This is a genomic window from Streptomyces sp. NPDC002386, from assembly GCF_053593175.1.
Genome location: NZ_JBSFBX010000009.1, coordinates 50,879 through 75,221, shown reverse-complemented (window position 1 = coordinate 75,221; position 24,343 = coordinate 50,879). Strand labels below are relative to the sequence as shown.

23 protein-coding genes are annotated in these 24,343 nt (G+C 73.6%); 7 read left to right on the top strand and 16 right to left on the bottom strand.

All coding sequences use genetic code 11. From position 1 onward, the window contains the following. Nucleotides 1–99 precede the first annotated feature (99 nt). From ACWCPN_RS19380 to ACWCPN_RS19360, 5 genes are all read right to left on the bottom strand, one after another. Nucleotides 100–2,340, bottom strand: a complete 2,241-nt coding sequence (locus ACWCPN_RS19380) for a putative bifunctional diguanylate cyclase/phosphodiesterase (protein ID WP_451207545.1) — start codon at nucleotides 2,338–2,340, stop codon at nucleotides 100–102. A 260-nt stretch (nucleotides 2,341–2,600) separates the two neighbouring features. Next, a complete protein-coding gene (gene ligA / locus ACWCPN_RS19375) occupies nucleotides 2,601–4,796 on the bottom strand; it encodes an NAD-dependent DNA ligase LigA (protein ID WP_451207542.1) in 2,196 nt (731 codons plus the stop codon). Nucleotides 4,797–4,811: 15 nt separating this feature from the next. Continuing rightward, on the bottom strand, nucleotides 4,812–5,768 hold the full coding sequence (locus ACWCPN_RS19370) for a methionine synthase (protein ID WP_451208042.1): 957 nt from the start codon (nucleotides 5,766–5,768) through the stop codon (nucleotides 4,812–4,814). An 89-nt stretch (nucleotides 5,769–5,857) separates the two neighbouring features. Then, nucleotides 5,858–6,556, bottom strand: coding sequence for an SDR family oxidoreductase (locus ACWCPN_RS19365; protein ID WP_451207540.1), 699 nt, complete (start codon nucleotides 6,554–6,556; stop codon nucleotides 5,858–5,860). Between the two features lie 7 nt (nucleotides 6,557–6,563). Further along, nucleotides 6,564–7,103 (bottom strand): LOG family protein, encoded by a 540-nt coding sequence (locus ACWCPN_RS19360; protein ID WP_451207537.1) that lies wholly within the window; start codon nucleotides 7,101–7,103, stop codon nucleotides 6,564–6,566. Nucleotides 7,104–7,154: 51 nt separating this feature from the next. Between ACWCPN_RS19360 and ACWCPN_RS19355 the strand changes: the two genes are divergently transcribed. Together ACWCPN_RS19355 and ACWCPN_RS19350 are read left to right on the top strand one after the other, a co-directional pair. Next, nucleotides 7,155–7,487, top strand: a complete 333-nt coding sequence (locus tag ACWCPN_RS19355; RefSeq protein WP_199212105.1) for a DUF427 domain-containing protein — start codon at nucleotides 7,155–7,157, stop codon at nucleotides 7,485–7,487. A gap of 63 nt (nucleotides 7,488–7,550) precedes the next feature. Continuing rightward, a complete protein-coding gene (locus ACWCPN_RS19350; RefSeq protein WP_451207534.1) occupies nucleotides 7,551–8,330 on the top strand; it encodes an alpha/beta fold hydrolase in 780 nt (259 codons plus the stop codon). An 870-nt stretch (nucleotides 8,331–9,200) separates the two neighbouring features. Here ACWCPN_RS19350 and ACWCPN_RS19345 read toward each other — a convergent pair. Then, nucleotides 9,201–10,076: a hypothetical protein gene (locus ACWCPN_RS19345; protein ID WP_451207532.1), complete on the bottom strand. Its 876-nt coding sequence runs from the start codon at nucleotides 10,074–10,076 to the stop codon at nucleotides 9,201–9,203. Nucleotides 10,077–10,436: 360 nt separating this feature from the next. Between ACWCPN_RS19345 and ACWCPN_RS19340 the strand changes: the two genes are divergently transcribed. After that, complete coding sequence (locus ACWCPN_RS19340) at nucleotides 10,437–11,372, top strand: hypothetical protein (protein ID WP_451207530.1); 936 nt, start codon at nucleotides 10,437–10,439, stop codon at nucleotides 11,370–11,372. A gap of 29 nt (nucleotides 11,373–11,401) precedes the next feature. Here ACWCPN_RS19340 and mnmA read toward each other — a convergent pair whose 3' ends face one another. Further along, on the bottom strand, nucleotides 11,402–12,526 hold the full coding sequence (gene mnmA / locus ACWCPN_RS19335) for a tRNA 2-thiouridine(34) synthase MnmA (RefSeq protein ID WP_451207527.1): 1,125 nt from the start codon (nucleotides 12,524–12,526) through the stop codon (nucleotides 11,402–11,404). A 93-nt stretch (nucleotides 12,527–12,619) separates the two neighbouring features. Between mnmA and ACWCPN_RS19330 the strand changes: the two genes are divergently transcribed. Next, entirely contained in the window at nucleotides 12,620–13,255 is a 636-nt protein-coding gene (locus tag ACWCPN_RS19330; protein ID WP_392295093.1) for an N-acetylmuramoyl-L-alanine amidase, read from the top strand. A gap of 290 nt (nucleotides 13,256–13,545) precedes the next feature. Here ACWCPN_RS19330 and ACWCPN_RS19325 read toward each other — a convergent pair whose 3' ends face one another. From ACWCPN_RS19325 to ACWCPN_RS19315, 3 genes are all read right to left on the bottom strand, one after another. Beyond that, nucleotides 13,546–14,715, bottom strand: coding sequence for a cysteine desulfurase family protein (locus ACWCPN_RS19325; RefSeq protein WP_199212100.1), 1,170 nt, complete (start codon nucleotides 14,713–14,715; stop codon nucleotides 13,546–13,548). A gap of 106 nt (nucleotides 14,716–14,821) precedes the next feature. Further along, a complete protein-coding gene (locus ACWCPN_RS19320; RefSeq protein ID WP_199212099.1) occupies nucleotides 14,822–15,100 on the bottom strand; it encodes a DUF4190 domain-containing protein in 279 nt (92 codons plus the stop codon). Between the two features lie 32 nt (nucleotides 15,101–15,132). Further along, the gene (locus ACWCPN_RS19315; protein ID WP_199212098.1) at nucleotides 15,133–15,300 is read right to left on the bottom strand and encodes a hypothetical protein; all 168 of its coding nucleotides are present in this window, start codon (nucleotides 15,298–15,300) and stop codon (nucleotides 15,133–15,135) included. A gap of 145 nt (nucleotides 15,301–15,445) precedes the next feature. On the opposite strand from ACWCPN_RS19315, the gene ACWCPN_RS19310 reads away from it, so the two are divergent. Further along, the gene (locus ACWCPN_RS19310) at nucleotides 15,446–16,072 is read left to right on the top strand and encodes a TetR family transcriptional regulator (RefSeq protein ID WP_199212097.1); all 627 of its coding nucleotides are present in this window, start codon (nucleotides 15,446–15,448) and stop codon (nucleotides 16,070–16,072) included. Nucleotides 16,073–16,104: 32 nt separating this feature from the next. Here ACWCPN_RS19310 and ACWCPN_RS19305 read toward each other — a convergent pair whose 3' ends face one another. Together ACWCPN_RS19305 and ACWCPN_RS19300 are read right to left on the bottom strand one after the other, a co-directional pair. Further along, nucleotides 16,105–16,473: a hypothetical protein gene (locus ACWCPN_RS19305; protein ID WP_451207522.1), complete on the bottom strand. Its 369-nt coding sequence runs from the start codon at nucleotides 16,471–16,473 to the stop codon at nucleotides 16,105–16,107. 140 nt (nucleotides 16,474–16,613) lie between these two features. Next, complete coding sequence (locus ACWCPN_RS19300; RefSeq protein ID WP_451207519.1) at nucleotides 16,614–17,594, bottom strand: helix-turn-helix transcriptional regulator; 981 nt, start codon at nucleotides 17,592–17,594, stop codon at nucleotides 16,614–16,616. A gap of 100 nt (nucleotides 17,595–17,694) precedes the next feature. On the opposite strand from ACWCPN_RS19300, the gene ACWCPN_RS19295 reads away from it, so the two are divergent. Next, the gene (locus ACWCPN_RS19295) at nucleotides 17,695–18,291 is read left to right on the top strand and encodes a TIGR03086 family metal-binding protein (RefSeq protein ID WP_365130135.1); all 597 of its coding nucleotides are present in this window, start codon (nucleotides 17,695–17,697) and stop codon (nucleotides 18,289–18,291) included. Here the strand turns inward: ACWCPN_RS19295 and ACWCPN_RS19290 are convergent. Beyond that, the gene (locus ACWCPN_RS19290) at nucleotides 18,278–19,141 is read right to left on the bottom strand and encodes a thioesterase family protein (protein ID WP_451207516.1); all 864 of its coding nucleotides are present in this window, start codon (nucleotides 19,139–19,141) and stop codon (nucleotides 18,278–18,280) included. The two genes, ACWCPN_RS19295 and ACWCPN_RS19290, sit on opposite strands and share 14 nt — an antisense overlap. 177 nt (nucleotides 19,142–19,318) lie before the next feature. On the opposite strand from ACWCPN_RS19290, the gene ACWCPN_RS19285 reads away from it, so the two are divergent. Beyond that, the gene (locus ACWCPN_RS19285; protein ID WP_451207514.1) at nucleotides 19,319–20,623 is read left to right on the top strand and encodes an alpha/beta hydrolase; all 1,305 of its coding nucleotides are present in this window, start codon (nucleotides 19,319–19,321) and stop codon (nucleotides 20,621–20,623) included. Here ACWCPN_RS19285 and ACWCPN_RS19280 read toward each other — a convergent pair. The 3 genes from ACWCPN_RS19280 to ACWCPN_RS19270 form a co-directional block, all read right to left on the bottom strand. Next, nucleotides 20,532–21,191 (bottom strand): trimeric intracellular cation channel family protein, encoded by a 660-nt coding sequence (locus tag ACWCPN_RS19280; RefSeq protein WP_451207512.1) that lies wholly within the window; start codon nucleotides 21,189–21,191, stop codon nucleotides 20,532–20,534. The genes ACWCPN_RS19285 and ACWCPN_RS19280 overlap by 92 nt on opposite strands. A gap of 46 nt (nucleotides 21,192–21,237) precedes the next feature. Then, nucleotides 21,238–22,629 (bottom strand): M1 family metallopeptidase, encoded by a 1,392-nt coding sequence (locus ACWCPN_RS19275; protein ID WP_451207508.1) that lies wholly within the window; start codon nucleotides 22,627–22,629, stop codon nucleotides 21,238–21,240. Nucleotides 22,630–22,725: 96 nt separating this feature from the next. Next, a complete protein-coding gene (locus tag ACWCPN_RS19270; protein WP_451208039.1) occupies nucleotides 22,726–24,342 on the bottom strand; it encodes a dipeptide ABC transporter ATP-binding protein in 1,617 nt (538 codons plus the stop codon). Between the last annotated feature and the right edge of the window lies 1 nt (nucleotide 24,343).

Genomic DNA, 24,343 nt, shown 5'->3' with positions numbered 1-24,343 from the left:
CGCCCGCGGCCGGACGGTTCGCGGCGGTCGGACCGCCGCCCGCGGCCGGGCGGTTCGCGCCGGGCGGACCGCCCGCGCCCGGGCGCGGCCGGCCGGGCGCTACTCGGCGGCCGGCAGCGCGGCGCGCGGCCGCTGCCAGCCGCGCGACCCGCGGGCCCGCAGCCACGAGGTCGTCTCGTCCGGCGGCATCGCGGCGGCGACCAGCCAGCCCTGCACCGCGTCGCAGCCGAGGTCCCGCAGCCGCTCCCAGGTCTCGTCGTCCTCCACGCCCTCGGCGACGACGAGCAGCCCCAGCGAGTGCGCCAGGTCGACAGTGCAGCGCACGATCTCGGCGTCCTCGGTGTCGACGGCCAGCCGGGCCACGAAGGAGCGGTCGATCTTCAGCTCGCTGACGGGGAGCCGGCGCAGGTGCACCAGCGAGGAGTACCCAGTGCCGAAGTCGTCCAGGGACATCTTCACGCCGTGCCCGGTGAGCGCGGCGAGGGTGTCGGCGGCCCGCTGCGGGTCCTCCAGCAGGACGTGCTCGGTGATCTCGAGCTGGAGCGCCCCGGCCGGTACGCCGTGCCGCGCGAGGCGGGCGGCGACGGAACCGGCGAAGCCGGGCGTGTGCACGTCGCGCGGGGAGACGTTGACCGCCACCGGAACCCGCAGCCCCTGCGCCCGCCAGGCGGCGACCTGCCCGAGCGCGGTCTCCAGCACGTACTCCGTCAGATGGGGCATCAGCCCGGAGGACTCGGCGATCGCTATGAACTCGTCCGGCGGAACCTTCCCGCGCTCGGGGTGCACCCAGCGCACCAGCGCCTCCAGGCCCGCGACCTGCCCGTCGAAGCGCACCTTGGGCTGGTAGTGCAACTCCACCTCGTGGGCGTCCAGCGCCCGGCGCAGATCGCCCAGCAGGCCCAGCCGGTCGGGGGTGTTGGAGTCCCGCTTGGACTCGTAGACCTCGACGCCGGTGCGGTCCCGCTTCGCCTGGTACATCGCCACGTCCGCCCGCCGCAGCAGCCCTTCGGCGTCCAGCGCGTGGTCGGGGAAGACGGCGACGCCGGCGCTGGCCTCCAGGACGAGGGTGAGCCCGTCGAGGTCGAGCGGGGAGCTGAGTTCCGACACGAGGCCGCGGGCGACGCGGGTGGCGGAGGTGATGGAGTCCGCGACGGGCAGTAAGACCGCGAACTCGTCGCCGCCGAGGCGGGCGGCCTCCGCGCCGCGCGGCAGCGCCTGGCGGAGCCGGTCGGCGATCTGCAGCAGCAGCCGGTCGCCGGCGAGATGGCCGAGGGTGTCGTTCACCGAGCGGAACCGGTCCAGGTCGATCAGCATGAGCGCGGCGCGGGCGCCGATCCGCTCGGCGTCGTCCAGGGCGGTCCAGATCCGGTCCAGCAGCCACTGCCGGTTGGGCAGGCCGGTCAGCGGGTCGCGCAACTGCTCCTCCGCGCGGGCCCGGGCCATCCAGAGGGTGGAGTCGAGGGCGATCAGGGGGATCGCGAACAGCGGCAGCAGGACCGGCCGGGCGTCGGCGACCACGCACACCAGCGGGGCGATGCCGAGCAGCGCCACGGCGAGCAGGCCCTGCCGGACCAGGGCGGTGCGGGCCACGGTCGGCAGGGGGCCGCCGCGCGGCGCGTGCGAGTACCACAGCAGGCCGCGGCTGACGGCGAGATAGGCGGCCGCGACGAGCACCACCTCCGGCGCGGTGGTGATGCCCCAGCTCTCGGGCCGCCAGGGCTCCTCGACGCTCGGCACGCGCCCGAGGGAGCCCAGCACCAGGGCGCCGGCGCTGATACCGAGGATGTCGACCGCGCCGTGCAGCACGCCCTGCCGCCAGCGCTGGCGCCTCGCCATGCCGACCAGCACGACGACGGTGAGGCTGATCATGGCGGCCGGCATCCAGCCGTACAGCAGCAGCACGGCCAGGGTCAGGGCCGCGCCGGAGCCCGTGCCGCCCCACCAGCGGGCGCGGCCGAGCATCACGAGGTGGCCGACGATGATGCCGGTGAGCACGGCCAGCGACCAGCCCGGCGTCTCGCACGGGAAGAGCGCGTGGTGGCCGGCGAAGGCGCGGTAGAAGCCCGCCGTCAGGGCGAGCGCGGCGGCGGCCGCGAGGGCCGCGTGCGACGCGGGCCAGGGCGGCCTGCGTTCGGGGTCGGTGCCGGTCTGCGTCCGGGCGGCCTCGACGGCCGGCGGGACCGTGGGGTGCGACTCGGGCGCGGCGCCCGCTCGGGCCGGGTGGGGCAGGACCGGGGTGCGTATGGCACCCCGCCCCGTCCACCGGACCCCCCGCCACGCGCCCGCACGGCGGCGCAGGCGCAGCCGTGCGTGCGGGGCGGCGCTCTCGGTCGGTTCCATTCCCGTCCCTCTCACAGCCGGCGGTGCCCACGCCACGCGGCCCGGTGCCCGACAACCATCAGCGGCTCCGCGTCGAACAATCCTTTCCCCGTGCCCCTGGCGGACAGGGGGATGCCCCGGCCGCGGTTCGGCACGGCGGGCGCACAGCTCAACAGTAGGCCGCGGAAGGCTTCCTCGGGCAGCGGTCGTCAACGGTTGCCCGAATACGCCCGGGCCACCCGTATGCATCTGATATGCACCGATCGGGTGGCCTTCAACCGCTACTCCTCGGTCGGAAGCGCGACTTCGGCCGCCGCTTCGGGCCCCTGCTCCAACAGGACGCCGAAACCTGCCTCGTTCAGGACGGGAACCTTGAGCTGCATCGCCTTGTCGTACTTCGATCCGGGGCTGTCGCCGACGACCACGAAGGAGGTCTTCTTCGAGACCGAACCGGTCACCTTGGCGCCGCGGCTCTGCAGTGCCTCCTTGGCGCCGTCCCGGGTGAAGTTCTCCAGGGTGCCGGTGACGACGACGGTGAGCCCTTCCAGCGGGCGCGGGCCCTCGTCCTCACCGGACGACTCGTCCTCCAGCGGGACCCCGGCGGCCTTCCACTTGCGGACGATCTCGCGGTGCCAGTCCTCGGCGAACCATTCCTTGAGGGCGGTGGCGATGATGGGGCCGACGCCGTCGGTGGTGGCCAGCTCTTCCTGGGTGGCCTGTTCGATGCGGTCGATCGAGCGGAACTCGCGCGCGAGGGCCGTGGCCGCGACCGGGCCGACGTGCCGGATGGAGAGACCGTTCAGGAAGCGGGCGAGCGGACGGGTCTTCGCCGCCTCGATGTTCTCCAGCAGCGCCAGCGTGTTCTTCTTCGGCTCGCCCTTCTGGTTGGCGAAGACCGCGACGACCTTGTCCTCGCCGGTCTTCGGGTCGCGCTTGGGCAGGCCGCTGTCCGGGTCCAGCACGTAGGCCCGGATGGGCAGCAGCTTCTCCACCGTCAGGTCGAACAGGTCGCCCTCGTCGGCCAGCGGCGGGTCGGCCGGCTCCAGCGGCTGGGTCAGCGCGGCGGCGGCCACGTCGCCGAAGTGCTCGATGTCCAGGCACTCGCGGCCCGCGAGGTAGGACAGGCGCCCGCGCAACTGGGCCGGGCAGGTACGGGCGTTGGGGCAGCGGAGGTCGATGTCGCCCTCCTTCATGGGCCGCAGCGGGGTCCCGCACTCCGGGCACTCGCCCGGCATCACGAACTCCCGCTCGCCGCCGTCCCGCAGGTCGGCCACCGGACCGAGGATCTCGGGGATGACGTCACCGGCCTTGCGCAGGACGACGGTGTCGCCGATGAGCACCCCCTTGGCCTTGACGACCTCCTGGTTGTGCAGGGTGGCGAACTCGACCTCGCTGCCCGCGACCGTGACCGGCTCGACCTGGGCGTACGGCGTGACCCGGCCGGTGCGGCCGACGCCCACCTTGATGTCGATGAGCTTGGTGTTGACCTCTTCCGGGGCGTACTTGTAGGCGATCGCCCAGCGCGGCGCCCGCGCGGTGGAGCCGAGGCGCCCCTGCAGGCGCAGTTCGTCCAGCTTGACGACGACACCGTCGATCTCGTGTTCCACGGAGTGCCGGTTCTCGCCGTAGTGGGCGATGAACTCCCGTACGCCGTCGAGGTCGTCGACCACCCGGTTGTGCCCGGAGGTGGGCAGCCCCCAGGTCTTGAGCAGGTCGTAGGCCTGGGAGAGGCGGGTCATGCCCGTGAAGCCCTCCAGGGCGCCGATGCCGTGGACGACCATGTGCAGCGGGCGGGTGGCGGTGACGCGCGGGTCCTTCTGGCGCAGCGAACCGGCGGCGGCGTTGCGGGGGTTGGCGAAGGGCTTGTCCCCGGCCGCGACCAGCCGCTCGTTGAGTTCGAGGAACTTCTCCATCGGGAAGTAGACCTCGCCGCGGATCTCCACCAGGGCGGGGACGTCGTCGCCCTTCAGGCGGTCCGGGATGTCGGCGATGGTCCGGACGTTCGGCGTGATGTCCTCGCCGGTGCGGCCGTCGCCGCGCGTCGCCGCGCGGGTGAGGCGGCCGTTCTCGTAGGTGAGGTTGACGGCGAGGCCGTCGACCTTCAGCTCGCACAGGAAGTGGTACTCCTGCTCGCCCAGTTCCCTGGCGACACGGTCGGCCCAGGCGGCCAGCTCTTCGTCGTTGAAGGTGTTGTCCAGGGAGAGCATCCGCTCGCGGTGCTCCACCGCGGTGAACTCCGTCGCGTAGGATCCGGCGACCTTCTGGGTCGGCGAGTCCGGCGTGCGCAGCTCCGGGTACCGCTCCTCCAGTGCCTCCAGGCTCTTGAGGAGCTGGTCGAACTCCGCGTCGCTGACGACGGGGGCGTCCTTCACGTAGTACCGGAAGCGGTGCTCCTCGATCTGCTCAGCGAGCTGCGCGTGGTTCTCACGTGCCTCGGCGGGCACTGCCGTCTCCGCCTGCTGCTTGTCGCCGGCCACCGTGTCGTCCTCCCGTTACTCTGGGTTGTCCGCGAGGGATCTCGCCGCCCGGACGCAGTGGGCGAGCACCTGGCGTGCGTACGCCGGTGAAGCACCCGCGAGACCGCATGCCGGGGTGACCGTGACCGCTTCCGCGAGCAGCCCGGGACGCAGCCCCAGCCTGCGCCACAGCGTCCTGACACCCATGACGCTACCGGCAGGGTCTGACAACGGGCCGTCCGTGCCCGGCACGACACCGGCGAACAGGCGGAGGCCGGCCTCCACGGCCTCGCCGACGGCGTCGTCGTCACGTTCGGTGAGCAGCGAGAAGTCGAAGGAGACCGCGTCGGCGCCGGACCGGCGCAGCAGGGCGAACGGCACGTCGGGGGCGCAGGAGTGGACGGCGACCGGACCGCCGTCGTGCACCGCGACCACGTCCCGGAGCGCGGCCTCGACCAGCTGCCGGTCCACCGCCCGGTGGGTGCGGTAGCCGCTGGCGGTCCGCACCTGGCCGCGCAGTACGGCGGTGAGCGAGGGTTCGTCGAGCTGGAGCACGACGCGGGCGCCGGGGACGCGGCGCCGCACCTCGGCCAGGTGCAGCCGCAGCCCCTCGGCCAGTGAGGCGGCGAGGTCGCGGCAGGCGCCCGGGTCCGAGAGCGCGGACTCCCCGTTCCTCAGCTCCAGGGCGGCGGCCAGGGTCCAGGGCCCGACGGCCTGCACCTTGAGGTCGCCCTCGTGGCCCTGGGTGAACTCCTCCAGTGCGTCGAGGTCCTCCCCGAGCCAGGACCGGGCCCGCTTGGTGTCCCGGCCCGGCCGGTCGCCGAGGCGCCAGCCGCTGGGCTCCACGCGCGCGTACAGCTCGACCAGCATCCCGGCGGTGCGCCCGATCATGTCGGCGCCGGGCCCGCGCGCGGGCAGCTCGGGCAGGAACGGAAAGTCCTCGAAGCTGCCGGTGACGGTCCTGGCGGCCTCCCGGGCGTCCCCGCCCGGCATCGACCCGATCCCGGTTGCCCCACCGAAGCGAATGTTCTCGTCCACGGGGTGAAGCCTACGTAGCCTTCACGCCCCCGGGTGACCGGCGGTCAGCGGCCCGGGCGCACCGTCAGGTCGTTGATCTCCGCGTCCCTCGGCAGATCCAGCGCGGTGAGGACGGTGGTCGCCACCGACTCGGGGTCGATCCACCGCGAGGCGTCGTACTCCTTGCCCTCCTGGTGGTGGACCTTGGCCTGCATGGGGCTGGCCGTGCGCCCGGGGTAGACGGAGGTGACGCGGACGCCGTTGCCGTGCTCCTCCTGGCGCAGGGAGTCGGCCAGCGCCTTCAGGCCGTGCTTGGACGCGGCGTACGCGGACCAGCCGGCGTGGGCGCTCAGGCCGGCTCCGGAGTTGACGAAGATCACATGGCCGCGGGCGGCGCGGAGCTGGGGCAGGAAGTGCCGGGTCAGCTCGGCGGGGGCGATCAGGTTGACGTTGAGCTGGTGGCGCCAGGACTTGGGGGTCAGCTCGCCGACCTCGCCGAGGTCCACGACTCCGGCGATGTGCAGGAGCGAGTCGACCCGATCCGGCAGCGTCTGGTGGGAGAAGGCCCAGGAGAGCTTGTCGGGGTCGGCGAGGTCGCCCACCAGGGTGCGGGCCCCGGGGAACTCGGCCGCCAGCTCCTTGGCGCGGCCCGCGTCGCGCGCGTGCAGGACGACGTCGTCCCCGCGCGCGTGCAGGCGGCGGGCGACGGCCGCGCCGATGCCGGAGCCGGCCCCGGTGATCACATGAGTAGCCATGTGCGCCATGCTCGCATCAGCCGGCCGCTCGCGACTCCTCGAGGTGGGCCAGCGCGGCCGCGGGGTCCTCGGCGAAGAACATCAGCTCGGCGAGCGGGCGGGGCAGGAAGCCCTCCTCGTCCATGCGGCGGAACTGCTGCTGGAGGCCGTCGTAGAAACCGGCGGTGTTCAGCAGCACCACCGGCTTGTCGGTGCGGCCGTGCTTCTTCAGCTCCAGGATCTCGGTGGCCTCGTCCAGGGTGCCGGTGCCGCCCACCATGATCACCACCGCGTCGGCCTTCTCCAGCAGCAGCCTCTTGCGCTCGGCGAGGTCGGCGGCGATCACCATCTCGTCGGCCCCGGGGCGCGCCTTCGCCGCGAGGAACTCCACGGAGACGCCCAGCAGCCTGCCGCCCGCCTCCTGCACGCCGTCGGCGACGACCTTCATCAGACCGACGTTGGAACCGCCCCAGACCAGGGTGTGGCCGGCCTTGCCGAGCAGTTCCGCGAACTCGCGCGCGGGCCGGGTGTAGCGCTCGTCGAGGTCGGCGGCGGACAGGAAGACGCAGATGTTCATGCGGTCCACCGTACGCGGGAAGAAGTCCGGGCCCGCGGGCGCTGTCCAGGTATGACCCGAGGACACACGATCACCATCGAGCAGGGCGAGCGGCGCGTGCGCGCGGTGCACGGCGGCCAGGTGCTGGCGGAGACCGACCGGCCCCTGCTGCTGCGCGAGACGGGCTGTCCGGTGCGGTACTACATCCCCGCCGAGGACGTCCGGCTCGATCTGCTGACGCCGTCCGGCACCCACACCGTCTGCCCGTTCAAGGGCACCGCCTCCTACTGGTCGCTGCCGGACGCGCCCGATCTGGTCTGGGCGTACCCGGACCCGAAACCCGACGTGGCCGCGATCAAGGACCACCTGTGCTTCTACGAGGTGGAGGAAGTCGAAGAAACGTGACTCTTCACGACACCGACGTGTCGTGACCGATGAGTCCCGCGCCGTGCGGCAGTCTGCACGGGCATGGACAAGAAGACGACTTCCCGCGACGGCACCTCCCTCGCGTACCAAGTGATCGGCCGGGGTCCGGCGGTGATCCTGGTGAGCGGCGCGATGTCCACCGGCGGCACCGTGGCGCCCCTGGCACACCGGCTCGCGGACCACTGCACGGCCGTCGTCTACGACCGCCGGGGCCGCGGCGAGAGCGGTGACACGGCACCGTACGCGGTGGAGCGCGAGGTCGAGGACCTGGCCGCGCTGATCGACGCGGTGGGCGGCTCGGCGGGTCTGTTCGGGGTCTCCTCGGGCGGCGCGCTGGTGCTCGAGGCGGCGGCGAGCGGCCTGCCGGTCCCTCAGGCCGCCGTGTACGAGGTGCCGTTCGCCGACTTCCTGGACGGCGGGGCCGGGAAGCGGGCGTACACCGAGCGGCTGCGGGCGGCGCTCTCCGACGGCCGGCGCGGGGACGCGGTGGAGCTGTTCCTGCGGCTGACGGGCCTCGGCGAGGAGACGATCCGCAGCGCGCGCGAGTCACCGATGTGGGCCGGCATGGAGTCCGTCGCGCCCAGCCTGGCGTACGACGACGCGGTCCTGGGTGACGGACTGCTGCCCCGGGAGCGGCTGGCCGCGGTCTCCGTGCCGGTGCTGTCGGTCGCGGGCGGCGCGAGCCCCGGGTGGATGCGCGAGGCCGCCGAGGCGGTCGCCGGCACCGTGCCCCGGGGCACCCATCTCACGCTGGAGGGTCAGACCCACGCGGTGGAACCGGAGGTACTGGCCCCGGTCCTGGTGGAGTTCTTCACCGGCTGAGCGCTCGGCCGTGCCGCCGGGCCCGGCCCGGTGGAGGCGCGGACGAACCCGGGGCCGGTGGACGCTCGGACGAGCCCTGATCCGGTGGGCGTGAGGACGGGTCCGGCCCGGTGGGGCGGTGCTCCGGACCCGTCCTCGTTCTCGGGGTCACTGCCCGGACCCATCCCCCGAGGTGGGTCCGGGCAGCGTCAGGGTCGCCCCCGCCTCGCTCCCCTCCGTGCGAGGCCGGGACCCTGCTTGGGGGGGGGCGCACGACCCCGGCCCGCCCTCGGGCGAGCCCGCACGCCGCCCGCACAGGCCGCCTCCCGGAGTCACCCTCCGAGCGGGAGCCGCGTCCTGCGGAGGACGCGGCCCGGGCGGAACGGCATCCCGTGGGGAGGGCGCCGACCGGGTCCCGTGACCAACGCCCCCTGGGGAGGACGCCGTCCGGGTCCCGGCTCCTGTGACCGGCGTCCCGCGGAGCGGGGGCGCTTGCGCCGGTCCGCCATTTCAAGGCGAGCCCGGACGCCCGCACAGTCCGCCTCCCGGGCCGGACGGCACCCCCTGGGGAGGGCACCGTCCGGGTCCCGGCTCCCGTGACCGGAGTCCCGCGGAGCGGGGTCCGCTTGTGCCGATGCGCCGGCGTGCCGGTCGGGGCGGGCCCGGACGGTCGTGAGGGCCGGTTCCCGGTCTCATCCTCCGGGGGGAGCGGCGTCTGTGGGGAGGACGCCGTTCCCGGTGACCGGGGTCCTGCGTGGGCCGTCCGGGCCCTGTCTCCGGGGTGGGTCCGGGCCCCGTGGGGGCCGTTCCCCGGACCCACCCCTGGGTGCGTGCCGACGACGTGTGGGGCCGTCGTACCGCGCGCACCCCTCGGAACACGGTGGGGCCAGGTCACCGCGCTCCGGGGTCTTCGGTTCGCCGTCGCCCGGTGAGGGCGAGGCCCAGGGTGAGGCCGGCACCGGCCACGCCCAGGCCGGCCAGGGTGGTGGCGTCCGTGCCGGACTTCCGGCCGGCCGGCGGGGCCGCGGCCGCCGCCCGGGCGGCCTCCTCGCCGGAGCCGCCGACGCGGCCGTCCCGGTCGTGCGCCGACCCGGGGGGCCGGGACGCGTACGACGCGCGGACGTGGTGCCGGTAGCGGGCGACGGACGTGCCGTGCTCGCCCACCACGGCCCGCGCCCCGGCGTCGAGCGGCAGCACCCGGTCGCCCCGCAGCAGGTACCAGGCGTTGATCCGCGGCTCGCGGAACACGGTGCCGCGGCCATCGGCCTTGGCTGCGTACGTGGTCTCGGCGGCGCCGGAGGCGATGTTCACCACCCGCCAGCCCCGCCCGGTCCTGGCGGTCCACACCGAGGCCAGCCGCCCGGTCGCGGAGACCGCGTCGATGGCGACGAACGCCGGCTCGGCGACCGGCACGTCCTCGCGGCCCGCGACGAAGTCGGCGTTCAGGGTGTAGACGGTGGTGCCGTAGCCGGTGAGGTGCGGCGCGGCCAGCGCCCTGGCGGCCCGCGGGGATGCCGTGGCGCGGGTGGCGTGGTCCGGGGCGGCGGCGAAGAACCGGCGGAGCACGTCGAGGGTGCTGTCGCTGCCGGCCACGGCCCGGGCGGCCGCGATCTGGGCGGCGCTGTAGGCGCGGGGCACCGCCGGGGCCCGGTGCGCGGCCGGGGCGGCCTTGGCGGGGGCGGCGCCGCTCAGCACGAGCACCGCGGCGGCCAGCGTTCCGGCGGCGACCGGACGGATCAGGGCGTGGATCCGGTGCACGGCGCTCACGCCCCGGTTCCGTGGCGCGTGTGGGTCCGCGAGAGGGGGGCGGCGAGCAGACGGCTCGCGACGGCCGGGCCGCGTCCGCCGCGTGGGCGCGGTGGGCGGGAATGGGTTGCAGACATGGAGCGGTCCTCCCTGATGAGAGGTCGGGGCCGGGGCGGAAGGAGCGCGTCCGGACGCTTGCGGACGAGCATCGGGGAGTGACGATGCAGGGTCAACGCCCGTCGCCCCCGCCCGGACCGAGGTGTGAATGAATCGCGTACGACTGTGAACGCCGCGGCTCTTACCGCTGGTAGCATCGCGGCGCCCTCGGCCCGGCCGCGGTCCGGGAAGTGAACATTCACGCCACAGCGGAGGGAGGCTCCCTTGGTGAGAGCACAGCCCGACGGACCGGACGCGGAGGCACGGCTCGCCGAGGCGCTGCGCACCGGACCCTTCGCGGTGGCCCTGCGGGCGGCTCTGACGGCCCGCGGGCTGGCGCTGCACCGGGTGCGGCACCGGCTGGAGCAACGCGGCGTCAGCGTGGGCGTCACCAGCCTGAGTTACTGGCAGCGCGGCGTCCGCCGGCCGGACCGGCCAAAGTCGCTGCGGGCGGTGTCCGCGCTGGAGGAGGTGCTGGAGCTGCCCGAGCACGCCCTGACCCGGCTGCTCGGACCGCGCACGCCGGCCGACCAGCCGGTGGCCCGGCCGTTCCGGATGCTGGTCGGCCCGGACTCGGCGCTGGAAGGGCTGCTCGCCGAACTGGAGGCGCCGCGCGACGGCGGGCTGCACACGGTGCTGCAGTACGAGCGGGTGCGGATCGACGCCGAGCGTCGGCTGGCCAGCCGCGAGGCCGAGCACGTGGTGCGGGCGCACCGGGACGGCATGGACCGCTACGTCGCCATCCACTGCGGCGAGATCGGCTGCGACACCGGGCGGATGCGGGCGGTGGGCCTGGAGAACTGCCGGGTGGGGCGGGTACGCCGGGCGCCGGAGGCCGGCATGGTGGCCGTGGAGCTGCTGTTCGACGCGCGGCTCGCGGCGGGTGAGACCGCGATGATGCGGTACCGGTTCGAGGACGGCACCGGCGAGCCGAGCCACGAGTACTACCGCGGCTTCAACTACGCGGGCGGCGCCTATGTGCTGCAGGTCGCCTTCGACCGGGCGGCGCTGCCGGTGCGGTGCCGGCGGTTCGGGCGGCCCACGGTGCAGGCGCCGCCCGAGTTCCTCGGCGACCTCACGCTGAACGCGCACGGCACGGTGCACATCGTGGAGCCCGAGATCCGTCCCGGGCACGTGGGCGTGACCTGGGACTGGGAGTAGGGTCCGGGCGCCGGGCGCCCGGGGTGTCCTCAGGCCACGGGGGCCTGCGCCCGCACCGTCGACGCGATCGTCGCCGAGCCGACCACGCGCGTGCCGTCGTACAGCACGATCGCCTGGCCGGGGGCGACGCCCCTGACCGGCTCGGTGAACGACACCTCGAGGGTGCCGTCGACGAGTTCCGCCGTCACCTCGGTCTCGCCGCCGTGGGCGCGGAGCTGGGCGGTGTAGGTGCCGGGGCCGGCCGGGGCGGTGCCGCACCAGCGCGGCTTGACCGCGGTCAGGGCGGTGACGTCCAGGGCGGCGGCCGGGCCGACGGTCACGGTGTTGTTCACCGGGGAGATGTCGAGGACGTAGCGCGGCTTGCCGTCCGGGGCCGGGGTGCCCAGCCGCAGGCCCTTGCGCTGGCCGATGGTGAAGCCGTACGCGCCCTCGTGGGAGCCGACGACCGTGCCGGACTCGTCGACGATGTCCCCTTCGGCCTTGCCGAGCCGGCCGGCCAGGAAGCCCTGGGTGTCGCCGTCGGCGATGAAGCAGATGTCGTGCGAGTCCGGCTTCTTGGCGACGGCGAGGCCCCGGCGCTCGGCCTCGGCGCGGATCTCGTCCTTGGTGGTGACCGTGTCGCCGAGCGGGAACAGCGCGTGGGCCAGCTGCCGCTCGTCGAGCACGCCGAGGACGTAGCTCTGGTCCTTGGCCATGTCGGAGGCCCGGTGCAGCTCGCGCGAGCCGTCCTCCCGCGTGATCACCTGGGCGTAGTGACCGGTGCAGACGGCGTCGAAGCCGAGGGCGAGCGCCTTGTCCAGCAGCGCCGCGAACTTGATCTTCTCGTTGCAGCGCAGGCAGGGGTTGGGGGTGCGGCCGGCCTCGTACTCGGCGACGAAGTCCTCGACGACGTCCTCGCGGAAACGGTCGGCGAGGTCCCAGACGTAGAACGGGATGCCGATGACGTCGGCGGCGCGGCGGGCGTCGCGCGAGTCCTCGATGGTGCAACAGCCCCGCGCGCCGGTGCGGAAGGACTGCGGGTTCGCGGAGAGCGCGAGGTGGACGCCGGTGACGTCGTGCCCGGCTTCCGCGGCACGCGCGGCGGCGACGGCGGAGTCGACGCCGCCGGACATGGCGGCGAGGACGCGGAGGGGGCGCTGCGAGGTCTCAGTCATAACCCCTCCAGGGTACGGGGCCGCGGGAACCCCGGCCGTCGTGCATCCGTTGACGATCACAGCGGACGGGACAGGCACGAGGCGGGGGTGGCCATGACCGACACGGACCGGCGGCCGGGGCGGCGGGCGCTGCTCATCGGCGGGCTGGCGGCCGCCGTGGGCACGGCCGCGCTGGCCCGGGAGGAGCTGTCCCACGTGTGGTGGCGGCTGCCCGGGGTGGAGAAGTCACGGGTGGCCGGTGCGGTGGACTTCCGGGGCGCGCGCTGGACCGCGGCGGACCCGGCGAACTACCGCCGGGCCGACCGCCCGGACGACTACACCGTGGACCGCGTCGTCGTCCATGTCACGCAGGGCGGCTACCAGAGCGCCGTGCGGGCCTTCCAGGACCCGGCGCACGGCGCCGCGGCGCACTACATCGTGCGCAGGGACGGGAGGGTCACCCAGCTCATACGGGAGCTGGACGTGGCGTTCCACGCCGGCAACCGGGAGTACAACGAGCGCAGTGTCGGCATCGAGCACGAGGGCTTCGTGGAGGACGCCTCCTCCTTCACGGACGCGATGTACGCCGCGTCGGCGCGGCTGACGGCCGCGATCTGCGCGCGGTACGGCATCCCCCGCGACCGGGAGCACGTCATCGGGCACGTGCAGGTGCCGGGGACGGACCACACGGATCCGGGGCCGCACTGGGACTGGAAGCGCTACATGGGGCTGGTGCGGCAGGCGAGGTGATCGCCTGGAAAGAATCAAGGTTTCGCCCCTTTTTACCCGAAAGGAGAAGTTCTATCCTGGGAGCAGGCCTACGGGACGAGTGAGGGAGTTACAGCGGCGTAGCCGACTTCTGCGAGAGGCACGAGGCTTCCGCCGGGGCCGACGTCGGCGCTAGGACTGAGAGGCCGGAAGGTCGCAGGGACTGGACCGGAAGGCGACCCCCAGCCACCTGATCCGGGCAATACCGGCGAAGGGAACCCGTTTCGTAGGTCTTCGGCGTGCGCCGGGCCCCGTGGCCCGACGCACGCCGCTCAGCTGAGTCCGGCCGCCCGGGCGCGTTCCACCGCGGGGCCGATGGCCTTGGCGACCGCCTCCACGTCCGCCTCCGTCGAGGTGTGCCCGAGGGAGAAGCGCAGGGTGCCGCGGGCCAGGTCCGGGTCGGTGCCGGTGGCGAGCAGCACGTGGCTGGGCTGGGCGACGCCCGCGGTGCAGGCGGAACCGGTGGAGCACTCGATGCCCTGGGCGTCCAGCAGGAGCAGCAGGGAGTCGCCCTCGCAGCCGGGGAAGGTGAAGTGGGCGTTGGCCGGGAGGCGGCCGCCGGGCGCCGGGTCGCCGCCGAGGATCGCGTCCGGTACGGCCGCGCGGACGGCCTCCACCAACTGGTCGCGCAGGGCGCCGATCTCACGGGCGAACCAGTCGCGCTGCTCGGCGGCGAGCCTGCCGGCCACCGCGAAGGAGGCCACGGCGGGCACGTCGAGGGTGCCGGAGCGGACGTGGCGCTCCTGGCCGCCGCCGTGCAGGACGGGCACCGGGGTGTACTCGCGCCCGAGAAGCAGCGCGCCGATGCCGTACGGGCCGCCGATCTTGTGGCCCGACACGGTGAGGGCGGCGAGACCGGAGTCGGCGAAGCCGACCGGGACCTGACCGAAGGCCTGGACCGCGTCGGCGTGCAGCGGAACGTCGAACTCGGCCGCGACGTCGGCCAGTTCGCGGACCGGCATGACGGTGCCGATCTCGTTGTTGGCCCACATCACGGTGGCCAGGGCGACACTGCCGGGGTCGCGGGCGATGGCCTCGCGCAGCGCGTCGGCGTGGACGCGGCCGTGGGAGTCGACGGGGAGGTACTCGACGGTGGCGCCCTCGTGCTCACCGAGCCAGTGCACGGCGTCGAGGACGGCGTGGTGCTCGACGGGGCTGGCGAGGACCCGGGTGCGGGCCGGGTCGGCGGCGCGGCGGGCCCAGTACAGGCCCTTCACCGCGAGGTTGTCGGCCTCGGTGCCGCCCGAGGTGAAGACCACCTCGCTGGGGCGGGCGCCCAGTGCCTCCGCCAGGGTCTCGCGGGACTCCTCGACCGTGCGGCGGGCCGTGCGGCCGGACGCGTGGAGGGAGGAGGCGTTGCCCGTGATGCTCAGCTGGGCGGTCAGCGCCTCTGCCGCCTCCGGGAGCATCGGGGTCGTCGCGGCGTGGTCGAGGTAAGCCATGGTGACGCCGATTCTACGGCGCCGTCACGGTGACCTCGGCCGCCCCCGGGCGCACCTCGCCCGTGCCGGGGCCGGGCCCGGCGGCGACGGCGGCACGCCGGTCGCCTCACAGGCTCCAGGACACCGTGTTGGACAAGTCCATCGCGAGGCCCAGGACCGCGAGGTCGGCGACGCCCAGGGTCAGACCCAGCCAGGCACGGCCACGGCGGGACGTGCCGCGCCAGAGGGCGACGGCGGCCAGGACGATGGCGACCGGGCCGAGGAAGACGTTGAGGACGAGCAGGCCGAGGAGGCCCAGGATGAAGGACGCCACGGCCATCCCGTCGGCGTCCCGCGTGGCCGGGCGGTTCTCCGTGCGGCCCGAGGCCGGTGCGGTGAGTTGCATGGTGCTCAGCTCCTGGAAGTCGGTGCGGACGGTCAGTTGGCCGAGGTGTGGCGGCGGCGGCCGTGGCGCTCGCGGATCGCGAAGATGCCGAGCCAGACGGCGATGACGGCGGCCGCGGCGGCGGTGACGGTCAGCGGCGCGTGGGCGACGGTGCCCAGCACGACACCGAGCAGCATGAGTGCGGCGACGAGGAACAGCATGGGATGAGATCCCCCCTCCGAGTTGCCTCGTGTTGTTCGCGTGTGAACCTTCGGTGAACAGTTGTAGTAACAGTTGTTCACTGACTTAGAGTCTAGCGCTTCTCCCGGCTTCCCAATTCCAGAGAACAGTTGTTAACTGGATGACATGAGTCACACCCTCGGCATCCGGCAGGCCCAGAAGCAGAAGACGCGGCAGGCGTTTCTGGACGCGGCGCTCGTACTGCTGGAGGAGCAGAGTCTGAGCAGCCTCGGCCTGCGCGAGGTCACCCGGGCCGTCGGCGTCGCCCCGACCGCCTTCTACCGGCACTTCCGCTCCACCGCCGACCTGGGCGTGGCCCTGGTCGACGAGGCACTGGGCAGCCTGCATCCGATGGTGCGGACGACGGTGTCCGCGGCCGGCGACAGCGGGGAGCGCATCACGCGCGCCGTCGAGCTGATCGCCCGCCACGTCGACGCGTACCCCGCTCACGTCCGTTTCATCGCCCGTGAGCGACATGGCGGAGTCCAGCCGGTGCGCGAGGCCATCCGCGACCAACTGGCCCGTTTCGCCGAGGAGGTGAAGGCCGAGCTGGCGAACGACCCGGAGGCGCGGGGCTGGAACGAGGACGACCTGCGGATGCTCGCGCACCTCTATGTGGACCAGATGCTGCTGACCGCCTCCCTGTTCCTGGAGTCGCTGGAGGCGCCGGAGGACGAGCGGGAGCGCGTCACCCTGCTCGCCCGGCGGCAGTTGAGGCTCATCAGCATCGGCCGCCACCACTGGCTGGACTGACCCGCCCCACCGGTCCGGCGCCTCCCGTCCCGTCAGCCCTGCCGCGCCTGTCCCCCGGCCTGCCCCTCCGGCTGCCCACCGGGCCCGCCGCAGCCGCCGCCCCGACCGCCGCCGGGACCGCCCTCACCGCCGCCGGGCACGCCGCCCGGCGCACCACTGGGCGCACCGCTCGGCATCCCCGAGGGCGCGCCGGACGGCCTGGCGGTGGAGGCCCCCGAGGGCGCGCCGGACGGAAACCCGCCGGGGCGGCCGGAGCCGGTCGGCCGTCCGGAGGGCGCCCGGCAGGCCTGCCGCCCGGAGCCGCCGGCCGGGGAGGACGAGTCGTCCGAGCCGCACGCGGTCAGCAGCAGCGGGGAGAGCACCAGCAGGGCGGCGGCGGGGAGAAGGCGGGCACGCTTCATGAGGGACGGCTCCACGGAGGATGAGGAAGACCTGAGGCGGGCACTGAACCAGCGGAGCATGGGGCGTTCCTGGCCCTCCCCTGTGCCGGCGCTGTCGATCGGGCAAAGCGCGTCCCAAGTACCGCCGCCGGCCGGGAACTTCAGCCGGCGTCCGGAGCGGCCTCCCGGTACAGGGCCGTGACGGAGCGCACCGCCCGCAGCAGTTCGGCGCGCGCCTCGGGCGGGCCGATGACCTCCACCTGGTCGGAGAAGCCCAGCAGTTGGCGCACCGCGCGCAGTACCGGGTAGGACAGCCGGGCGGTGACCCAGTCGCTCACCCCGTCGTCGTCGGGGACCTCGGTCAGTTGCGCGGCGGCCATGCGCCGGAACATGTCGAGGCGTTCGCGCCGCACCCGCACGGTGACGTCGACGCCGTCCCCCGGCCGCTCCTCCACCTGCCGGCGCAGCACCTCCCAGACGTCGGCGAGTTCGACACCGGGCCGCCGCCGCACGGGATCGTCGAGCGGACGGGCCGAGCGCACCCGGTCCACACGGAACAGCCGGGGCGCGCCCCGGCGGTCGGCGACCAGGTACCAGACCCCGGCCTTGGCGACCAGGCCGTAGGGGTCCACGGTGTACGTGGTCGGCTCCCGGTCCCCGCTGTGCCGGTAGCTCAGCCGCAGCCGCCGGTCGGTGAAGACCGCGTCCTGCAGCACCTCCAGGTCCACTGCCTGCTGGGGGCCGCCGAGCCAGCGGGTGGCGTCGACCAGGATGCGCCGGCTGGTGACCTCGGCGGCGGGCCGGTGCGGTGCGGGCAGGGCGGCCATGACCTTGCGCAGGGCGGAGCCGAGCGCGGTGTCCAGGCCGAGCGCCGCGTGGGCACCCTGCGCGGCCAGGATGAACAGCGCCCGGGACTCGTCCGCGGTCAGACCGGTGACGTCGGTGCGGAAACCGGCGAGGAGTTCGATGCCGCCGTGCCGGCCGCGCTCGGCGTACACCGGCACCCCGGACGCCGACAGGGCCTCGACGTCCCGGTAGATGGTGCGCACCGACACCTCGAGCCGGTCGGCCAGTTCGCGCGCCGGAACGCGCCCGCGGGTCTGCAGGAGCAGCAGGATCGACAGCAGCCGGTCGGACTTCACGCGCCCAGAATCCCGCCGCGTCCCGCTCCGCGCAAATGTTGACGGCAGATGTCAGGTTATCCGTGGATGCTCGGCGCACCGACTCACCGAGAGGCATGTCATGACGAACGAGTTCACCGACCCGCGTCCCTACTACGTCCGCGCCACCGAGCAGGCGGCCGCGCTCATCAAGACCGTGCGCCCCGAGGACCTCGCCCGGCCGACCCCGTGTTCCGAGTTCGACGTCCGCGGTCTGCTCGGGCACGTCGTCGGCGGCACCCGGCGGATCGCGGTGGTCGGCGAGGGCGGTGACGGGCTCGCCGTCGACCCGTCCACCGACGGCGTCGCCGACGACGGCTGGGCGGCGGCCTACGACGAGGTCAGGGTCCGGGTGCTCGGGGCCTGGGAGAGCGACGAGCGCATGGTGGCCACCGTGCGCGTGCCGTGGGGCGAGGTCCCGGGCCACGCGGCGCTGTCGGGCTATGTGATGGAGATCGTGACGCACACCTGGGACCTCGCCGAGGCCCTCGGCCACCCGTGGGAACTCGACCCGGAGCTGGCCGAGTTCTCGCTCGCCAACGCGCGCCGGGTGCTGCCCGACTCGAGGCCGCGGGACGCCGCCACGCCGTTCGCCGCCCGTACCGGCGCCCCCGAGGGCGCCGGTGCCTACGAGCGGCTGGCGGCCTGGCTGGGCCGCACCCCGCTCAGCCGAGCCTGACCCGGGCGAGCTGCCGGGACTGGGCGACCAGCCGGTCCGCGCTGTCCCAGACCTCGGCGTCCTCCTCCAGGAACCCGCCGGCCAGGTTGCGGGTGGTGATCGACACCCGCAGCGGTCCGGGGGCCGGGCGGTGCCGGACGTGGACGGTGAGTTCCACCGTGGGCACCCAGCCCTTGAGGCCGATCTCGAAGGCGGTGGGCGGCAGCGCGTCCACCGCGAGCAGCAGCGAGAGCGGGTCGGCGTCGCGGCCGTCGGCCAGCCCGAACCAGGCCCGCATCTCGCCCTTGCCGGAGGGCGCGCCGAGCGCCCAGCCGAGGGTGGCGGGGTCCAGCTTGAGCATCAGCCGGTCGGCGATGGCCGAGCTGCCCTCGACCGGGGCGGGGCCGTCCTGCGGGCCGAAGCACTGGTCCAGCGGCGGGATCGCAGGCGGGGTGGCCGTCGTACGGACGTCGTCGGGCAGGCCGGCGAGGTCGCCGTACGAGGCGAGGACGCGGATCCGCTCGACCTCGTTGCCCGCGTCGTCGTACTGGAACAGCGAGGCCTGGCCCGTGGAGAGGGTGCGGCCGGTGCGGACGGTCTGGGTGCGGACGACCGCCGGGCCCGGCTGGGAGGCGGTCAGGTAGTGCGCGGAGACCGTGAAGGGGTCCGGGTGCGGGAGGGTGTCCGCGAGGGCCCTGCCGAGGACGGCCAGCAGATAGCCGCCGTTGACGGCGTTGATGATGGTCCAGCCGGCCGAGAGGTCGATGTCGTAGACACCGGTCTCGCGCCGGGTGACCGCCGTGTCACGGTCGAACTCGCTGTCGCCGATCACGGCCCGCGACGGGGAGGGGGCGGAAGCTGCTTCTGGCATGGGTGAACGGTACAACAGGAAATTACTAAGCGGTAGCTTTTGATGTCGGGGCCGGGTGAACGCGGTCCGGCCACACGGACCAGCCAGGAGGGCCCCCCGGGTGAGATTCCGGCAATTTCCAGGTAAGTGTCCGGACACGTCCACAACCCCCGGCCGGTGATCACCCTCTATGGGGACATGAGCCTCACCGGGACTCCGTTCCTCTGCACGATCGTCGTGCTCTCCGCGGTCGCCCTCATACTGCCGCTCCTGCTGTGGTCGAGGACGCCCGGGCCGAAGCCGCTGCGCGCCGCGGCCCGGGTGCTGATGCTGCTGTTCGCCCAGGGCACGGCCGTCACACTGGTCTTCGTGCTGGTCAACAACCAGAATGGCCTGTACGACAACTGGGCCGACCTCGTCGGCACCGGCGACCACGTCCAGCAGGCCGCCGACCTCGGCCGGGACGGCACCGGCGGGATCGCCCTGAAGCGGCTGCCCAGGGTCGCGCAGGACTTCCGGCCGGCCGACGGCGCCGGGATGCGCTCGGCCGGCGGGGTACGCGTCACGCAGCTCCGGGGGCGGGTCTCCGGCGTGAACGCGGAGGTCTACGTCTGGCTGCCGCCCCAGTACGGCGAACCCGCCTACCGCCACCGGAGGTTCCCGGTCGTGGAGCTGCTGCCGGGCTACCCCGGCTCGGCGAAGGCCTGGTTCGGTGCGCTGGGGGCCCACGAGCAGCTGCTGCCGCTGATGCGCGACGGCCGGGTGGCGCCCTTCATCCTGGTCGCGCCGCGCACCAACCTGCTGGCCGGTGTCGACACCGGCTGCGCCAACGTCCCCGGGCAGGTCAACGCCGACAGCTGGCTCAGCGTGGACGTGCCGAGGATGGTGCTGGACAACTTCCGCGCCCAGCCGGCGCCGTCGGGCTGGGCGGTGGCCGGCTACTCGGCCGGCGCGCACTGCGCGGTCAAGCTGGCCGTCGCCCACCCCGACCGCTACCGGGCCGCCGTGAGCCTGTCGGGCTACAACGACCCGATCGGCGAGCGCAACTCGCTGGCCGCCCAGAGCCCGGCCCTACGCGCCCGGAACAACCCCTACCTGCTGCTGCGCAAGGCGGCCGAGCCGCCCCGGATCGCCCTCTACGTCTCCGGCGAGTCCGGCGACGGGTATCAGGCGGGCGCGGCGCTGCAGGCCGTCGCCAAGGCGCCGACCACCGTGCACGTGGTGTTCCTGCCGCGCAGCGCCGGCGGTCACACCATGGCGCTGTGGCGGCCGCAGGTCCCCGACGTGTTCCGCTGGCTGACCCTGCAGATGGGCCAGAACCGCGCCAGGGGCGAGGACGGCTCGCTCGCCGGGGCCGGCACGGCACCCCTGGGCGGCACCGGCGGTGCCACCGGGAACAGGGCCGCCGGGACTACTCCTCGGTCACTGTCGAGCGCCGGTTCCACGCGCGCGGCGCTCGCCAGTGGAACTTCATCGCGAGCAGCCGCAGGACGAAGGCGGTGACGACCGCGAGCCCGCTGGTGAGCGGGGTCAGGACGTCGTAGCGGATGCAGAGGGCCACCATGGTGGCGCCGACGATCGCCGGGACCGCGTACAGGTCGCGGTCCCAGCGGAGCAGCGAGGGGACCTCGTTGGCGAGCACGTCACGCAGCACACCGCCGCCGACCGCCGTGGCGAGACCGAGGGTCGCCGACGCGGTGAGGTTGAGGCCGTAGGAGTACGCCTTAGTCGTGCCGCTGACGCAGAACAGGCCGAGACCGGCCGCGTCGAAGACCAGGACCCCCGTCTGGATCCGCTCCACGTGCGGGTGCAGGAAGAAGACCACGAGCGTCGCGATCAGCGGGGTGAGGAAGTACCCGAGGTCCGTGAAGGCCGCCGGGGGCACGGCCCCGATGACCACGTCGCGGAACAGACCCCCGCCCAGCGCCGTGACCTCGGCGAGCACGGCGATCCCGAAGATGTCGAAGTTCTTCCGGACGGCCAGCAGAGCGCCGGAGATCGCGAACACGAAGATGCCGATGACATCGAGCGTGTGCTGGACGGAGGGACTGAAGAGTTGCTGGAGCTGCACCCTGACATTCTCACCCGTCAGAGGGTGTGCACCTTACAAGTGCAGGTCAGAGGGCGGGCCTGCCTGTCGTATACAGCCAGGGGTCGAACAGATCGCCGAGTCGCTGCCCGCTGATCCGCTCGGCGAGCCGGACGAAGTCGGCCGTGTCCGCGTTGCCGTACCGGTGCAGCCGGGTCCAGGCGGGCAGCAGTTCGAAGAACGCCCGGTCGCCGATCCGCTCCCGGAGCATCTGCAGGGTCATCGCGCCACGCTGGTAGACGGCGGAGGCGAACATGGTGTCCCGCTGCGGGTCGGCCACCTTGATCTGCCAGAAGGAGGAGTCGGCGGGGCGGGCGTCGTAGGCGGCCCGGAAGGAGTCGTGGGCCGTGCGGGTGCCCTGGTGCTCCGCCCACAGCCACTGGGCGTAGGTGGCGAAGCCCTCGTTCAGCCAGGTGTCCTTCCACCGCGCCACGCTCACCGAGTCGCCGAACCACTGGTGGGCCAGTTCGTGCACGATCGTCGACTCGTTGCGCACGGCCGAGTAGGCGGGCTTGCTCTGCACCTCCAGCGAGAACCCGGCCTCGGGCATGTCGTCCACGATGGCGCCGGTCTCCTCGAAGGGGTACGGGCCGAAGATCCGGGACCAGTAGTCGGTGGCCGCGGCGGTGACCGCGTAGACGTCGACGTTGTTGCTGTTCTTCAGCACGGGGTCGATGGCGACGTAGATGGGGGTGCCGCCCGGGGTGCGGCCCGTCCGCACGTCGAACCTGCCGATGGTGGCGGTCGCGAGGTACGTGGCCATCGGCCGGCTCTCCCGCCAGTGCGTGTACGTGGAACCGCCCCGGTCCCGGGTGGAGACGAGCCGCCCGTTGGAGACACCGGTCAGGCCCTTGGGCGCCTTGATCCGGATGTCGTAGGTGGCCTTGTCGGAGGGGTGGTCGCTGGACGGGAACCAGGTCGAGGCGGCGTTCGGCTCGCAGGCGACGAAGACGCCGTCGGGCGTCTTCATCCAGCCGTAGCTGGAGCCGAAGATGATGGGACCGCCGAGCGGTTCGGGTACACCGCCGTACGTGACGGACACGGTGAACGCGCGGCCCTTGCGCAGGGTGTGGCGCGGGGTGACGGTGACCTCGTCGCCGTCCCGGGTGAAGTCCGCGCTTCTGCCGTCGACCTCGACGCGGGTGATCTCCAGCCGCTGGAGGTCGAGGTCGAAGGAGGAGAGGTTCTGGGTGGCGCGTGCCGTGAGGGTGGTACGGCCGTCGAGACGGCCGGTGCCGGGGGCGTAGGCGACGTCCAGGTCGTAGTGGCGGGCGTCGTAGCCGCCGTTGCCGAGCCCGGGGAAGTAGGGGTCGCCGACGCCGGGCGCGCCGGCGGTCGGGGCGGGTGACGCCGCGATGAGGAGGAAGGAGGCCGCCGCGGTGGCGAGGGTCCCTAACCGTGCCGAACGGGAGAGTGCCATGGTCGTCCCTTCGAGCGTGCCGATCACTGGTCGGACACGGACGACTCTGCACTCTCCCGTTCAGGCATGTACATGACTTTGCAGTTCTGTCATGCGCTACTTGCCGGTTGACTCCTGGGAGTCGGTACCGGTGGCGGGCTCCTCGGCGGGAGCGGCGGCCTCGGACGCGGTCTTGCCGGCCGAGGTCCTGGCACCGGGGCCGGTCTTCACGGAACCGCCCTCGGCGACGGCCTCGGCCGCCTCGGCCGACCCCTTCACCGCGTCGGGCTTCTCCGCGTCGGCGTCGGACTCCGCGGCCGCTTCGGTCCCGGCGGCGGGCTCCTCCGCCCCACTCGCCTCGGGCTCGTCCTCGGCGACGGCCTCGGCAGCGGCGGGCTCCTCCGCCCCACTCGCCTCGGGCTCGTCCTCGGCGACGGCCTCGGCGACGGCGGGCTCCTCCTCGGCTTCGGCGGCCTCGGGCTTCGCCGTGGCGTCCGCCTCGGGCTTCTCCTCCGCGTCGGCCGCCGGCTTCGCCGTGGCGTCGGCCCCGGGCTTCTCCGCCGCAACGGTCTCGGCGGCCGCGGGCTTCCGCTCGGTGTCCGTCCCGGCGGCCTCGGCGGCGGCCGGCTTCTCCCGCGCGGCGTCCGGGACCAGTTCCGACGCTTCCTTCGCCACCGACAGCAGCACCGTGTCCTGCGGAGCCTGGTCGGCGAAGTTCTCCGGGTGGTGACAGGCGACCCGCTGGCCGGGCTTCAGCTCCAGGAGCTGCGGCTCGGTGGTCCGGCAGATGTCCGTCGCCTTCCAGCAGCGGGTGTGGAACCGGCAGCCGGGCGGCGGGGCGATGGGCGAGGGCACGTCACCGCGGAGCAGGATGCGCTCGCTCTTCTGGCCCCGGCGCTTGGTGTCCGGCACCGGCACCGCCGACATCAGCGCCTTGGTGTACGGGTGCATCGGCGCCTCGTACAGCGAGGTGCGGTCCGCCAGCTCGACGATCTTGCCGAGGTACATCACCGCGATCCGGTCCGAGACGTGCCGGACGACCGACAGGTCGTGCGCGATGATCACGTAGGTGAGGCCGAGTTCCTGCTGGAGGTCGTCCATCAGGTTCACGACCTGCGCCTGGATCGACACGTCCAGCGCGGAGACCGGCTCGTCGGCCACGACCAGCTTCGGCTTCAGCGCGAGCGCGCGGGCGATGCCGATGCGCTGGCGCTGGCCGCCGGAGAACTCGTGCGGGTAGCGGTTGTAGTGCTCGGGGCTCAGGCCGACCAGTTCGAGCAGCCGCTGGACCTCCTTCTTCACCCCGCCCTCGGGCTCCACGCCCTGCAGCCGGAACGGCGCGGAGACGATGGAGCCGATGGTGTGGCGGGGGTTCAGGGAGCCGTACGGGTCCTGGAAGATCATCTGGATGTCACGGCGCAGCGGGCGCATCTGCCCGGTCCGCAGCTTCGTGATGTCCCGGCCCTCGAAGGTGATCCTGCCGCCGGTCGGGTCCTGGAGGCGGGTGATGACCCGGCCCATGGTCGACTTGCCGCAGCCCGACTCGCCCACCACGCCCAGGGTCTCGCCCTTGCGCACCTCGAAGTCGATCCCGTCGACGGCCTTCACCGCGCCGACCTGACGCTGGAGAATGCCCTTCTTGATCGGGAAGTGCTTCTGCAGGCCCTCGACCCTGAGCAGCACCTCACGGTCCGCCGAGTCACCCGCGGGGGCCTGCGCCTGCTGCGGGATCACG